Source organism: Pseudomonas sp. BIGb0176, from assembly GCF_024810175.1.
Classification (GTDB): domain Bacteria; phylum Pseudomonadota; class Gammaproteobacteria; order Pseudomonadales; family Pseudomonadaceae; genus Aquipseudomonas; species Aquipseudomonas protegens.
This window is the reverse complement of record NZ_JANUEC010000005.1, coordinates 92,544-106,209: the sequence shown is the minus strand read 5'-3', so window position 1 is coordinate 106,209 and position 13,666 is coordinate 92,544. Positions and strand designations below refer to the sequence as shown.

Annotated in this window: 13 protein-coding genes; 5 read left to right on the top strand and 8 right to left on the bottom strand. The window is 63.2% G+C overall.

The annotated features are described in order from the left end of the window. Nucleotides 1-15 precede the first annotated feature (15 nt). The 3 genes from M2395_RS27295 to gpmI all read right to left on the bottom strand — a co-directional run bounded on the left by M2395_RS27295 (nt 16) and on the right by gpmI (nt 4,099). Nucleotides 16-1,302 (bottom strand): murein hydrolase activator EnvC, encoded by a 1,287-nt coding sequence (locus tag M2395_RS27295; RefSeq protein WP_015633830.1) that lies wholly within the window; start codon nt 1,300-1,302, stop codon nt 16-18. Nucleotides 1,303-1,476: 174 nt separating this feature from the next. Further along, the gene (locus M2395_RS27290) at nt 1,477-2,391 is read right to left on the bottom strand and encodes a DUF1460 domain-containing protein (protein ID WP_015633831.1); all 915 of its coding nucleotides are present in this window, start codon (nt 2,389-2,391) and stop codon (nt 1,477-1,479) included. A gap of 166 nt (nt 2,392-2,557) precedes the next feature. Next, nucleotides 2,558-4,099 carry a 2,3-bisphosphoglycerate-independent phosphoglycerate mutase gene (gpmI, locus tag M2395_RS27285; protein ID WP_015633832.1) on the bottom strand — a complete coding sequence of 514 codons (1,542 nt, stop codon included), beginning with the start codon at nt 4,097-4,099 and terminating at the stop codon, nt 2,558-2,560. Between the two features lie 164 nt (nt 4,100-4,263). On the opposite strand from gpmI, the gene M2395_RS27280 reads away from it, so the two are divergent. Genes M2395_RS27280 through secB form a run of 3 tightly spaced genes read left to right on the top strand, consistent with a single transcriptional unit; the run spans nt 4,264 to nt 5,453 of the window. Further along, nucleotides 4,264-4,677, top strand: coding sequence for a rhodanese-like domain-containing protein (locus tag M2395_RS27280; protein ID WP_011058747.1), 414 nt, complete (start codon nt 4,264-4,266; stop codon nt 4,675-4,677). Next, the gene (grxC, locus tag M2395_RS27275) at nt 4,677-4,931 is read left to right on the top strand and encodes a glutaredoxin 3 (protein WP_011058748.1); all 255 of its coding nucleotides are present in this window, start codon (nt 4,677-4,679) and stop codon (nt 4,929-4,931) included. Before M2395_RS27280 ends, grxC begins: the two co-directional genes overlap by 1 nt. Nucleotides 4,932-4,973: 42 nt before the next feature. Continuing rightward, nucleotides 4,974-5,453 carry a protein-export chaperone SecB gene (gene secB / locus M2395_RS27270; protein ID WP_011058749.1) on the top strand — a complete coding sequence of 160 codons (480 nt, stop codon included), beginning with the start codon at nt 4,974-4,976 and terminating at the stop codon, nt 5,451-5,453. Between the two features lie 95 nt (nt 5,454-5,548). On the opposite strand, the gene trmL is transcribed toward secB, so the two are convergent. Further along, nucleotides 5,549-6,004, bottom strand: coding sequence for a tRNA (uridine(34)/cytosine(34)/5-carboxymethylaminomethyluridine(34)-2'-O)-methyltransferase TrmL (gene trmL / locus M2395_RS27265; protein ID WP_011058750.1), 456 nt, complete (start codon nt 6,002-6,004; stop codon nt 5,549-5,551). Between trmL and M2395_RS27260 the strand changes: the two genes are divergently transcribed. Beyond that, the gene (locus M2395_RS27260) at nt 6,003-6,443 is read left to right on the top strand and encodes a hypothetical protein (protein ID WP_011058751.1); all 441 of its coding nucleotides are present in this window, start codon (nt 6,003-6,005) and stop codon (nt 6,441-6,443) included. The genes trmL and M2395_RS27260 overlap by 2 nt on opposite strands. Nucleotides 6,444-7,128: 685 nt before the next feature. Here M2395_RS27260 and ntrC read toward each other — a convergent pair. Together ntrC and glnL are read right to left on the bottom strand one after the other, a co-directional pair. Beyond that, the gene (gene ntrC / locus M2395_RS27255) at nt 7,129-8,565 is read right to left on the bottom strand and encodes a nitrogen regulation protein NR(I) (RefSeq protein WP_011058752.1); all 1,437 of its coding nucleotides are present in this window, start codon (nt 8,563-8,565) and stop codon (nt 7,129-7,131) included. Further along, on the bottom strand, nt 8,562-9,647 hold the full coding sequence (gene glnL, locus M2395_RS27250) for a nitrogen regulation protein NR(II) (protein ID WP_011058753.1): 1,086 nt from the start codon (nt 9,645-9,647) through the stop codon (nt 8,562-8,564). The genes ntrC and glnL overlap by 4 nt, the downstream gene beginning before the upstream one ends. A 371-nt stretch (nt 9,648-10,018) precedes the next feature. Here glnL and M2395_RS27245 point away from each other — a divergent pair, with 371 nt between their 5' ends. Then, nucleotides 10,019-11,113, top strand: coding sequence for a bifunctional transcriptional activator/DNA repair enzyme AdaA (locus tag M2395_RS27245; protein WP_011058754.1), 1,095 nt, complete (start codon nt 10,019-10,021; stop codon nt 11,111-11,113). On the opposite strand, the gene M2395_RS27240 is transcribed toward M2395_RS27245, so the two are convergent. Together M2395_RS27240 and M2395_RS27235 are read right to left on the bottom strand one after the other, a co-directional pair. Then, nucleotides 11,096-12,508: an MFS transporter gene (locus M2395_RS27240; RefSeq protein ID WP_015633834.1), complete on the bottom strand. Its 1,413-nt coding sequence runs from the start codon at nt 12,506-12,508 to the stop codon at nt 11,096-11,098. The genes M2395_RS27245 and M2395_RS27240 overlap by 18 nt on opposite strands. A gap of 157 nt (nt 12,509-12,665) precedes the next feature. Next, complete coding sequence (locus M2395_RS27235) at nt 12,666-13,565, bottom strand: LysR family transcriptional regulator (RefSeq protein WP_011058756.1); 900 nt, start codon at nt 13,563-13,565, stop codon at nt 12,666-12,668. Nucleotides 13,566-13,666 lie beyond the last annotated feature (101 nt).

Genomic DNA, 13,666 nt, shown 5'->3' with positions numbered 1-13,666 from the left:
ATTTAGATGCAGCGCTTATCCTTGCGCGTGGCACCACTGTGCCGGGTCGCTGGGGCGGCCCTGCTGACGAATTGCAAAGTACAGCGCAGGAGTGTCCTGTCCGCCACTATTACCGACGGTGGAGATGGACTCTCCGGCCTTGACCACGTCGCCGGCTTCCTTGAGCAGCGTCTGGTTGTGTCCGTAGAGGCTCAGGTAACCGTTGCCGTGATCGAGGATCACCAGCAGGCCGGCGCCGCGCAGCCAGTCGGCGAACACTACCCGGCCACCGTGCACGGCGTGCACCTGGCTGCCGGCGGCGGCGCTGATCATCACGCCGTCCCACTTGGAGCGGGAGTCGTCGCCACGGGTTTCACCAAAGCGTGCCAGTAGTCGACCATCAACGGGCCATGGAAGTTTTCCCCGGGCTGAAGCAAATGCCCCGCCATAGGAAGGGCCGGCGCTGGAAACCAGGGCTCCAGGGCTTGATCTTGCGGGTTTGCGCGGCTCATCGCTGGCGTCGGCCTGAGCCTCACGCAAGCGCTTTTTTTCGGCTTCCTGCTGGGCGATCAGCGCTTTCTGGCGCGCTTCTTCTGCCTCGCGGGCCTGGCGGGCCAGGGTTTCTTCAATGGTTTTCAGGACCTTGGCCAGGTCGGCCTGGTCCTGTTCACGGGCCTTGAGCTTGTCGTCCCGGGCCTTCACGTCGTTGTTCAGCTTGGCCAGGGCCAACTGCCGCTCTTTGCGGACCTTGTCGAGTTCTTCACGCTGGGTGTCGAGGCTGCTCTTCTGCACCAGCAACTGGGCCTGTTGCAGGGAGATGTCCTTTTCCACATTGGCCAGCTGACGCAGGGTTTCGTTGAAATTCTTCAACTGCTCCAGGCGGGCCTGGCTCAGGTAGTCGTAATAGGTCAGGGTGCGGGCGAATTTTTCCGGATTCTGCTGGTTGAGCAGCAGCTTGAGGTACTCCTGGCGCCCGTTCTGGTAGGCCGCGCGGGCCTGGATGGCGATCAGTCGCTGCTGTTCAGTGCGCGCGCTCTGGAGTTTTTTTTTCTCCTCATCGAGTCGCTGCAGCTCGGATTCGCTTTTTTTCAGCTCTTTCTGCAGGGCTTCGACCTGCTTCTCCAGCTTGCCCATCTCGGTCTCGGTGCCGCGCAGGTCTTTCTGCACGCCGGACTTCTCTTCCTGCAGCTTGCCCAGCAGCTTTTTCAGCTCGGCAATGTCCTGACGCGTGGCGTCCAACTGTTGTTGGGTTTGCGCGCGCTCGTCGGCGAAAGCCGGTTGGAGCAGGCAGATCAGAGCAAGGGTAATCAGGGCGCGAAGCATAGAGGCGGGCGACACCAGGGAAAGGGACGGCCTAGTATGCCCGCCCATCGCTGCAAAAAAAACGCCTCAAAGCCAACTGCTTTGAGGCGTTCGTCATAAAAAGCCGTTTCCGGGCCGTTATTGGGCCATTTGCTATCAGCGTGCCGCCGCCGTGGCCTGGGGCGGCGGCGCCGATCAACCTTGTGCGGGCGAACGAGCCTGATGCTGCAGCGCCTGGGTGCCGGCCTTTGCGGCCGAGGCATCCTGGCCGGCCTGGCTGTCTTGCCGGGCCCGCAGGACCACGATTCCCGGGACGTTGTGAACGTACTCCATGAAGGGTGAGTCGATGACCGCGCCCTGGTCCTTTTTCGAGGAGGCGTTGCGCAGGACCGGGCCCTGGGCCGTCTGAATGAACAGCCCGGTATGGGTGACGTCCAGGCCCGAGAGGTGGGTATAGATGCCGATGTAGTCGCCGGTTCGCAGGTGGCTGAGCAGATGCTGGTCAATCAATGCGCTGGGAATGTAGGTGATGTCGCGTTCGGCCACGGGCAGGCCGGGCAGGTAGCGGCCGCCATCGGCCTTTTGATTGAGGCGCTTGGCCACGGTCACCGCGTTCGCACTCAGCTGGGCGGTCACATCCTCGGCCATGGGTTGCCCGGCATGGGCCCAATCGGTGAAGAAGTGGCGGCGGTTGAGGAAGTTGATATCGCCGTTCACGTAGCGAATCTGCACCAGGTTGTTAATGAAGCCGGCCTCGTCGCTGGACTGGCGCAAGGCCTCGACGTAATCCAGGTAGGTGAAGCAGTCCAGGCCCCTGAAGTCGACCACCAGCTTCTCGGCCAGGGTTGCGGAGCCGTGCAGCCGGTTCGCCGCGTAAGGCGTGTGCAGGAACTCCCGGGAAATCAGGTCGTTCATCTGGCCTATGTCGGTAGAGCCCCGAGGAGGCTGGATCTTCAGCAGTGCTTTCAATTTATCGGCGGTCTGAGCATCCATTTCCACCGGGCTGTGTTGCTGTGCGAGGGCACTGGCATCCACCGGCTGTTGAGCAGGAATCTGGCTTGCACAGCCTGACAGGAGGGAGGCCAGAAGCAGCGTAGCCGTCTTGTTCATGGAGATTCTCTCTGCTGTTATTGATAACGATAATCATTATTCAATAAGTGCCCGGCGCTTGTCTGCTTTTACTTCCATGGCCCTGATTCGCCCTGTGCAAGGCCACCATGAAAAACGCCCGACGGTTGCATCGGGCGTTTTTGCCTGCAATGGCGAGCTGGAGGGATCAGTGCGCTGGGTCCACCAGGATCGACGTGCCGGTCATTTCCGCGGGCTTGGGCAGGCCCAGCAGCTTGAGCATGGTGGGCGCCACGTCCGCCAGAACCCCGCCTTCACGGACTTTCAAGGCGCGTTTGCCGACATAGATGAATGGCACCGGCTCGGTGGTGTGGGCGGTGTGGGCCTGGCCGGTGGATTCGTCGGACATCTGCTCGACGTTGCCGTGGTCGGCGGTGATCAGGGCTTCGCCGCCGACCTTTTCCAGGGCGTCGACGATACGTCCGACGCACAGGTCCAGGCATTCCACGGCTTTGACCGCCGCCTCGAACACGCCGCTGTGACCGACCATGTCGCCGTTGGCGTAGTTGACGATGATCACGTCATAACGCTGGTGCTCGATGGCGTCGACGATCTTGTCGGTGACTTCCGGGGCACTCATTTCCGGCTGCAGGTCGTAGGTGGCGACTTTCGGCGACGGGATCAGGATGCGCTCCTCGCCCGGGAACGGCTCTTCGCGGCCACCGGAGAAGAAGAAGGTGACGTGGGCATACTTCTCGGTCTCGGCGATGCGCAGTTGGGTCTTGCCGTTTTTCGCCAAATAGTCGCCCAGCACGTTTTCCAGGCTGCCCGGAGCGAAGGCCGACGGCGCGGGGATGCTGGCGGCGTACTGGGTGAGCATGACAAAGCCGGCCAGCTTTGGCTGGCGCGCACGTTCGAAGTCCTTGAAGTCGTCCTCGACGAAGACCCGGGTCAGCTCGCGGGCCCGGTCGGCGCGGAAGTTCATGAACACCACGGCATCGCCGTCTTCGACCTTGACCGGTTCGCCGATGGTGGTGGCCTTGACGAATTCATCGCTCTCTTCGCGGGCGTAGGCGGCTTGCAGGCCTTCCTGGGCGGTGGCGGCGTTGAACTGGCCCTGGCCGTCGACGATCAGGTTGTAGGCCTGGGCCACACGGTCCCAGCGATTGTCGCGGTCCATGGCGAAGTAACGGCCGATCAGGCTGGCGATGCGGCCCTTGCCCAGGGTCTTGAAGGTTTCGTCCAGCAGTTCGATGGACGATTGGGCGCTTTTGGGCGGCGTATCGCGACCGTCGAGGAAGGCGTGCAGGTAGATCTTCTCGGCGCCGCGCTTGAAGGCCAGTTCGGCCATGGCGATCAGGTGGTCCTGGTGGCTGTGTACGCCGCCGTCGGACAGCAGGCCGAGGATGTGTACGGCCTTGTCGGCGGCCACGGCCTTGTCCACGGCCGCGCAAATGGTCGGGTTCTCGAAGAACTCACCGTCACGGATGGCCTTGGTCACCCGGGTGAAGTCCTGATACACCACGCGACCGGCACCGAGGTTCATGTGGCCGACTTCGGAGTTGCCCATCTGCCCGTCCGGCAGACCGACGTCCATGCCCGAGCCGGAGATCAGGCCGTTGGGCATGCTGGCGCACAAGCGGTCCAGGACTGGCTTCTTGGCCGCATAGACGGCGTTGGATTCGTGGCTTTCGCTGTGACCGAAGCCATCCAGAATCATCAGGACCAAAGGTTTAGGCGTGGTAGTCATGGCGTCCACTCGTGGCTGGATAGGAAAGAGATGAAAGGGAGGTGTTGAAAAAGGGAGTGGCAGTTTAAAGCGAAGTTCCGGTGGAGTCACCGCCGGGCGGGGTTTGGTCGACCCGGAGGGCTGTGTATACTGGCCGACATTTTAACGCCCTGGAACCTCCTTAGATGGTTGCTCACCTGATTCAATTCGCCACTGAACACTACTTGCTCGTCGGCGCCTTCGCCATCCTGCTGGCTCTGTTGATCGCTCATGAATTGAGCCGCGGTGGCCGCAGCCTCAGCACCCGTGAACTGACCGCGCTGGTCAACAGCGAGCAGGGCGTCGTGATCGATATCCGTCCATCCAAGGACTATGCCGCCGGCCATATCGTCGGTGCACTGAACATTCCCCAGGACAAGCTGGCCGCCCGTGTCGGCGAGCTGGAGAAGCACAAGTCCAAGACCATCATCCTGGTGGACGCTCAGGGTCAGCACGCCGGCACCCACGCCCGCGAGCTGCTCAAGTCCGGTTTCACCGCGGCCAAGCTGTCCGGCGGCGTGGCCAGCTGGAAGGCCGATAACCTGCCATTGGTGAAGTAATGTCCAAGGTCATCGTCTACTCCAGTGATTACTGCCCTTACTGCTCGCGCGCCAAGCATCTGCTGGCGAGCAAAGGCGTAGCCTTCGAAGAGATCAAGGTCGATGGCAAGCCCCAGGTACGCGCCGAGATGGCCCAGAAGGCCGGGCGTACGTCCGTGCCGCAGATCTGGATCGGCGCCACCCACGTAGGCGGCTGTGATGATTTGTTCGCCCTGGAGCGTGCCGGCAAGCTCGACGCGCTGCTAGCGGCCTGAAATTCCCAACCCTATAGACCCAAGATCAAGAAGGACTCTGAGATGACTGACCAACAGAACACCGTTGCCGACGACGAAAGCGCACCGCAATTCTCCCTGCAGCGTATCTACGTGCGTGACCTGTCCTTCGAAGCGCCGAAAAGCCCGGCGATCTTCCGTCAGCAGTGGGAACCTAGCGTCGGCCTGGACCTCAATACCCGCCAGACAGCGTTGGAAGCCGACTTCCACGAAGTGGTGCTGACCCTGTCCGTGACCGTGAAGAACGGCGACGAAGTGGCCTTCATCGCTGAAGTCCAGCAGGCCGGTATCTTCCTGATCAAGAACCTGGATGAGGCTTCCATGAGCCACACCCTGGGTGCTTTCTGCCCGAACATCCTGTTCCCTTACGCTCGTGAAGCGCTGGACAGCCTGGTGACCCGCGGTTCGTTCCCGGCGCTGATGCTGGCCCCGGTGAACTTCGATGCGCTGTACGCCCAAGAGCTGCAACGCCTGCAGTCCGCTGGCGAAAACACCGTTCAGTAAGTGCTGGTTGCGGTACGAAAAAAGCGCCTGTAACGGCGCTTTTTTCATGCTCGGGCAAAACCTGTAGGAGCGGGCTTGCCCGCGAACCCCCGGCTCTACTTGAACCCCAACTGTCTCCAGCCTTCATAGACCGCAACGGCCACGGTGTTGGACAGGTTCAGGCTGCGGCAGCCTTCGCGCATGGGCAGGCGCAGGCGCTGTTCGCCGGGCAGGGCGTCCAGCACGTCCGCCGGCAGGCCCCGGCTCTCGGGGCCGAACAGGAAGGCGTCGCCCTCCTGGAAGCTGGCGTCATGGAAGGGGCGCGAGCCCTTGGTGGTGAAGGCGAACAGGCGCGGGTGGCCGAGGCTTTCCAGGCAACTGGCAAGGTCGGCATGGCGTTGCAGGGTGGCGTATTCGTGATAGTCGAGGCCGGCGCGGCGCAGGCGCTTGTCGTCCATTTCGAAACCCAGCGGCTCGATCAAATGCAGGTGGCAGCCGCTGTTGGCGCACAGCCTGATAACGTTGCCGGTATTCGGCGGAATTTCTGGTTGAAAGAGGATGACGTGAAACATGCACGGCTCCGAAGAGAAAGACAGGCTGCATTCTACGCCTGAAGCGTACTCGCGACCGAAGCTAATGCTGCGGGTGTTCGGCTCCCTGGCGATTGTCGGGGTGATGGTAGGGCTGATGATCGGCCGCTTGACCCAGCCTGATCCGGTGGCGTTGCAGCAGGTCGAGGTGGCGCCCGATGGGCTGGTGCTGTGGTTCAACCATGAGCCCAAGCTCCATGGGGAACACATCGATGGCACCGTGGCGCTGCTGTTCGATGCCCAGGGGCAGGCACAGAAGGGCCAGTTGCAGGTCAATCAGCGCAATGTGAACTGGCGGGTGCGCCGGGCGGACCAGGGTCTGCTGCTGAACCTGGTGGCCGCGCGGCCGCTGCGGGGCCAGTGGGACGGGAGCGAGGTGGAGGGGCGCTGGCGCCTGGCGATCCACCTGCGGGAGGAATAAAAGAGGGAAACCCCGGCCTGCCTGTACCAAGGCCCCCAAAAGCGGGAGGGGCTGAGCGCCACGAGGGCGATGAGTCCCGGTGTAAAGAAGGGGATTCCCGGCCTGCCTGTACCAGGGTCCCCAAAAGCGTGGCCCGTCGCGATGCGCGGGATGGGCCGGGTATTAAAGAGGGAAGTCCCGGCCTGCCTGTACCGGGGTTCCCGAAAGCCTGGCCCGTCGCTGTGAGCGGGGTGGGCCTGGTGTTAAAGAGGGAAGTCCCAGCCTGCCTGTACTGGGGTTCCCGAAACCATTGGCCGTCGCGATGTGCGTGCCGAGCCTGGTGTTAAAGAGGGGAATCCCCGGCCTGCCTGTACCAAGGTCCCCGAAACTGGGTAGTGACTGGGTTATTGCAGGTGGCGTGCCAGTTTTGGCTGCAGAGGCGTTGATTGCTGGGATAAAAAGCCGAAAGCCCCGTAATCCGGGGCTTTTGCGTTTTCGACGGAGGGCTTTTCAGAGCTGAGGCCCGGGTTGTACCCGGGCTGGATGGCACTGCAGCGCGCCTTCGGGCAGTGCATGCACCCCATCCTGGTGCACGCACATCCTCATCGTAGGAGCCGGCTTGCCGGCGAAAGCGCCTGTGGGCGCACTGCAAGGCTCAAGGGCCTCTCCGCTGGCAAGCCAGCTCCTACATGCCGCGGCCGGGGCTTCAGCCTTCCTCGCCTTCATCCTCGTCGCCACCGTCGACCTTCATCCCCAGCTCCTTGATCTTGCGGGTCAGGGTATTGCGCCCCCAGCCCAACAGGACCGCGGCATCGCGGCGGCGGCCGGCGGTGTGCTTGAGGGCGGTCTCGATCATGATCCGCTCGAAACTCGGTACCGCGCTGTCCAGCAGGTTCGATTGCCCGCGGGCCAGGGCCTGGTCGGCCCATTGGCGCAGGGCCTGTTCCCAGTTGGTGACCGGCGCTGAATCCTGGGGCAGGCTCAGCAACTCCGGTGGCAGGTCGCTGATATGCACCTCGCGACCCGAGGCCATGACGGTGATCCAGCGGCAGGTGTTCTCCAGCTGGCGCACGTTGCCCGGCCACGGCAGGTTCTTCAGGTATTCCTCGGTTTCGTTTTTCAGCAACTTGGGTTCCACCGCCAGCTCCTGGGCGGCGCGGCTGAGGAAGTGCCTGGCCAGGGTCGGGATGTCTTCGCGACGGTCCGACAGGCGCGGGATATGGATGCGGATCACGTTGAGGCGGTGGAACAGGTCCTCACGGAACTTGCCGGCGTGCACCAGGGTTTCCAGGTTCTGGTGGGTCGCGGCGATGATGCGTACATCGACCTTGACCGGGGTATGGCCACCGACCCGATAGAACTCGCCATCGGCCAGGACCCGCAGCAGGCGGGTCTGGGTGTCGGCTGGCATGTCGCCGATCTCGTCGAGGAACAGAGTGCCGCCGTCGGCCTGCTCGAAGCGCCCGCGCCGCAGGTTGGCCGCGCCGGTGAACGCGCCCTTTTCATGGCCGAACAGCTCGGATTCCATCAGGTCCTTGGGGATCGCCGCCATGTTCAGGGCGATGAACGGCGAAGCCGCCCGCGGGCTGTGGCGATGCAGGGCATGGGCTACCAGCTCCTTGCCGGTGCCGGACTCGCCGTTGATCAGCACTGTGATGTTGGAGTGGCTCAGGCGCCCGATGGCGCGGAACACCTCCTGCATCGCCGGCGCTTCGCCGATGATCTCCGGGGTGCGAGCCAGGGTCGGGGCCACTTCCAGGCCTTGCTGTTCCTGGGCGTGCTGATTGGCGCGCTTGACCAGCGACACCGCTTCATCGACATCGAACGGCTTGGGCAGGTATTCGAAGGCACCGCCCTGGTAGGAGGCGACAGCGCTATCCAGGTCCGAATGCGCGGTCATGATGATCACTGGCAGGCGCGGGTGCTGCTCGCGAATCCGTGCCAGCAGGTCCAGGCCACTGGCGCCGGGCATGCGAATGTCGGAAATGATCACGTCCGGGGCCTGGCGGGCCAGGCGGCTCATCACCCCGTCGGCGCTGTCGAAGCTCTGGGTGGTCATCCCTTCCTGCTGCAAGGCTTTTTCCAGGACCCAACGGATAGAACGGTCGTCATCGACGATCCACACGGTTTCACTACGGCTCATGTCGATGGGGCTCCTTGTTCCAGTGGCAGAAAGATCGAGAACGTGGTGTGGCCGGGATGGCTGTCACATTCGATCAGACCCTGGTGCTGGCTGATGATGTTCTGGGTGATGGCCAGGCCCAGCCCGGTACCGTCCGGGCGGCCGCTGACCATGGGGAAGAAGAGGGTGTCCTGCAGTTCCGCGGGGATGCCCGGGCCGTTGTCGATGATCTCGATCTTGCTCACCAGGCGATGGCGCACGTGGCCGATGGTGAACTGGCGCATGGTGCGGCTGCGCAGGGTGATGCGCCCCAGGCGCATTTCATTCTGGCTGCTGATGGCCTGCATGGCGTTGCGCACGATGTTGAGCACCGCCTGGATCATCTGTTCGCGGTCGATCAGCACGTCGGGAATGCTCGGGTCGTAATCGCGCACCAGGGTGATACAGCCCTGGCTTTCGGCTTCCACCAGGCTGCTGACCCGCTCCAGCACTTCATGGATGTTGGTCAGGGCCAGGGATGGCAGCTTGTTCGAGCCGAGCATGCGGTCCACCAGGTTCCTCAGGCGGTCGGCTTCTTCGATGATGACGTTGGTGTAGTCCTTGAGGCTTTCCTCGGGCAGCTCCCGGGCCAGCAACTGTGCGGCGCCGCGAATGCCCCCCAAGGGGTTCTTGATTTCATGGGCCAGGCCGCGCACCAGCATCTTGCTGGTTTCCTGCTTGGACAACTGGGCCTCTTCCTTGGTGATCCGCAGCAGCCGGTCCCGGGGGTGGACTTCCAGCAGCAGCAAGGTGTCGCCGTTGCTGAGGATCGGCGTCACCGCGTAGTCGACGGTCAGGGTCTGGCCGGTCAGTGCGGTGAGCATGGCTTCGCGCTTGGTGAAGGGGTGCGCCTGCTCCACCGCCTGGCGCAGGGAGCTCAGGGCCTCGGCGGATTCGGTGAACAGCTCGCTGATGAATTGCCCATGGCTGCGCTGGCCGCTGATGGCCAGGAGCATTTCCGCCGCCGGGTTCATGTACTCAAGGCGCAGGTCGGCATTGAGCAGGATGGTGGCGGTGGTCAGGTTGTCCAGAAGCAGGCGGTGCAGTGGGTCGCTGATGGTCATGGGTAGATGGTGACCTCTTTTGAAGCAAGACAATCCGGGGCCGGTCCCGAAGTGCGCGCGCGGCTAAGGCGCTGTGGTGGAGAAAATGCAAAAACCAAACCAAGGCTCCGAAAAGAAGCGCGCATGCCCTGAAACAGGCGTTTGAAGCCTGGTTCTGTGGCGTTTTGCCAGCTCTGGCGGGTATTTTCGAACCAAAATGGGCTGGTATTGGCACCTGAGTGCAAGGCATTGCACCAATATAGTGCATGAATCTGAGCGGCGCTCGATGGGCGCGCCTTGATAGAAGAATCAACGCCCGTTTTTCAGCGGCGCGGGGCAAAGGGCGGGTTTAGAGTGCTCGAACCCGATGCTTCAAGGTTTAGGATGCGGCCATGGAAAATGCCCCTCTGCTGTTCCAGCTTCCCGATGACGACACCCTGTATCAGGCGCTGCTGGCACGGGACCCGGCCTATGAAGGCTTTGCCTTTGTCGGGGTGAAGAGCACCGGCGTGTTCTGCCGCCTGACCTGCGCTGCACGCAAGCCCAAGCGCGAGAACACGGTGTTCTTCGGCTCCATCAAGGGTTGTGTCGAAGCAGGGTTCCGCGCCTGCCTGCGCTGTCGTCCGCTGGAGCGGGCCGGGGTCCAGGAGCCCTGGGTGCAGACCTTGCTCGAGCAGTTGGGCCGCGACCCGGAACGCCGTTGGTACGAGGACGACCTGGTCGCCCAGGGGCTGGACCCATCCACCGTGCGCCGTGCGTTCAAGCGCTATTTCGGCGTCACCTTCCTGGAAATGGCGCGCCTGCGTCGCATGGGCCAGGGCATGCAGCAACTGGCCTCGGGAGAGCCGGTGATCGAGGCGCAGATCAGCGCCGGCTTCGACTCCGACAGCGGCTTTCGCCACGCCTTCAGCCGCCTGGCGGGCCAGCCGCCGTCCAACTTGCGGGGGCGGGAACTGCTCAAGGTCGATTGGTTGCAGACCCCGATCGGCGTGATGCTGGCGGTGGCCGACGCCCAGGTCCTGCATCTGCTGGAATTCTTCGACCGCCCGGCACTGGCCAATGAGTTGCAGAACCTGCAGAAGAGCAGCGGTTCGAGCATAGGTTTCGGGCGTTTTGCCCCCATCGACCAGATCGAGGCCGAACTGCAGCGTTACTTCGCCGGCGAGGCGGTGCACTTCGCCACACCGCTGGCGATGAGCGCCTCGCCCTTTACCCGTACCGTCTGGCAGGCGTTGCGGGCCATTCCCCTGGGTACCACCTGCAGCTACGCCGAGGTGGCGCGGCAGGTTGGCTCGCCCTCAGCGGTGCGCGCGGTGGCCCGGGCCAATGCCGCCAACCAGATTTCCATTGTCATTGCCTGCCACCGGGTGATTGGCGCCGATGGCTCCCTGACCGGCTATGGCGGTGGTCTGTGGCGCAAGCGCTGGCTGCTGGAACATGAGCGGCGCCTGCACCACTTGCAGGGTGCATCAGCGAGCGGGCTGTAGCTCGCTGCCGGGCACCGGGTCGGGCCGGGAAACCTTATCCACAGGTGGCTGGGCGCCAGTCTGGCGCGCCAGTTCGTCGGCATCCGCCTGTTCCGCCGTGGACAGTTCGGCGGCGTTATGGCCGATGCGCTTGAGCAGGGCCAGCATGCATGCCAGCGAGACCAGGGCGTAGCAGGCCGAGGCGATGGCCACGCCGATGATGCTGCCGGTGCCATTGAGGATGCTCTGGGCCAGCACCGGCGTGGCGCCGCCCACCAGCAGTGAACACAGCTGATAGGAGATCGACAGTCCGCTGTAGCGCACCCGGGTCGGAAACGCCCGCGCCAGGATGCCGCCCACCGCGCCATAGAACATCGAGTGCGGCACCGTGGCCAGGCACATGCCCAGCACCGCGATCCAGTAGTGACCGGTCTCCACGGCGAAGAACATCGCCGGCATCAGCAGCAGCTCGGGCACCACCATCAGCACCATGGCCTTGCGCATGTCCATGCGTGAAACCAGCACCGCACCCAGGGGCTGGGTGATGAACTGCACCACCAGGGCGATGACGATCACGCTGAGGAAGCTGCCCTGGCTGTAGCCCAGCTCCTTGGTGGCCCAGGACAGGGCGAAGGTGCTCTTGAAATAGGTGACGTGGATGATCGGCAGCACCCCGGCCCCCAGCAGTACCAGGCGCCAGTGGTCGCGCAGGACTTCGAGAATCGGCAGCTTGACGGTCTTTTTCTGCTCCATCAGGCGCTTCATGTCATCGGATTCTTCCAGCTTGAGGCGGATGACCATGCCGATGATCACCAGCACCGCCGACAGCAGGAACGGAATGCGCCAGCCCCAGAGCAGAAAGTCCGGAGTCGGCAGGGCGCTGAGGCCGAAGAACACCAGGGTTGCCAGCAGGTTGCCGGCCGGCGAACCCTGCTGGGCGAAGGCGGCATAGAGAATGCCCTTGCCCTTGGGCGCGCTTTCGCTGGCGATGAGGATCGCCCCGCCCCATTCGCCGCCCACCGCGATGCCCTGGATGATGCGCAGGGTCACCAGGGCAATGGGGGCCCAGACGCCGATCTGCAGGTAGCTGGGCAGCAGGCCGATGCAGGTGGTGGCCAGGCCCATCATGATCAGGGTGATCACCAGGGTGGTCTTGCGGCCGATCTTGTCGCCCATGTGGCCGAAGATGATGCCGCCGACGGGGCGGGCGATGAACCCGGCCCACAGGGTGAGGAAGGACAGCAGGGTGGCCGTGCCGGGGGGCAGGTCGGCGGGAAAGAACACCTTGCCGAACACCAGGGCGGCGGCGATGCCGTAGGCGTAGAAGTCATACCACTCGATGGTGGTGCCGATGAATGAGGCGATACCCGCCTTGCGGGCTTTCTTGTGGGCAGCGGCATCCTGGGCAGCGTTCATGTTCAATTCCTGCGTTTTTATTGTTATATGCGCCCCTGATCGGGCGCATGGACCTCTGGCAAGGTCCGACCGCTGGGAGCCTATACAGGCAGGAATCGAAAAATATAATGATTAAATCTTATGGTTTGATACGTGATTGCGTATCGCGCCCCAACGCTCAGCGCCCTCCGGCGGCCGGTTTGATCAGGGACTTGAGCAGCCCGAGAAAGCTTTCGGCCGCCGCCGAAGGCTTGTCCTCCAGGCGGATCGCCTGGATCTGCGAAGGCGCGCCGGAGCCTTCGAGCTCGCCGTAATGCACGCCCGGCTGGCCGAGCATGGCCAGGGTCTGGGGCACCAGCGCCACGCCCATCTCGTGGGCCACCATTGCCACCACCGTTTGCCATAGCCGCGTCTCGTGGCGAATGCGCGGGCTGAACCCGGCCGCCACGCAGCGGGAAATGATCAGGTCGTGGTAGTGCGGCGAGACCGCCCGCGGAAACAGGATGAAATCGTCATTGGCCAGTTGCGCCAGGTCGATCCGCGCCTGGGTGGCCAGCGAGTGGCTCTGGGGCAGGCAGCAGAGGAACGGCTCGGCCAGCAGCGGTTCGCTGTGGATGCCGGCGGCGAAGGTGCTGCCATGGACGAAGCCGATGTCGATCTGGCCGCGTTGCAGGGCCTGGGTCTGGTCGGCACTGTTCATTTCCATCAGCACCACTTCGGTTTCCGGGTATTGCTGTTCGAAGGCCTTGACCGCCTCGGGCAGCCCGCGGTGCAGGATCGAGTTGACGAAACCCAGGCTCAGGCGCCCGGCAAAGCCTTCTGCCGAGCGCTGGGTCAGGTGCCGCGCCTGGTCGGCACGCAGCAGCAGGTAGCGGGCCTCGTCCAGCAGAACCTGTCCGGCGTTGGTCAGGCTCACCGACTTGTTGTTGCGATTGAGCAGTTGGACTTCCAGTTGCCCCTCAAGCTTCTTGATGTCGAAACTCAGGGCCGGCTGGGAAATGCACAGACGGTTCGCGGCCCGCCCGAAATGCAGTTCTTCGGCTACCGCGACGAAGTAGCGCAACTGTTTGAGGTCCATGGCGACTCCGGTTCTACGATATGGATTTCTTATCGTAGTTGATTGATTTTGTATTAGATACTTATCGATGGCGGCTCTAGTCTCGGCCTACAAAAAACAGG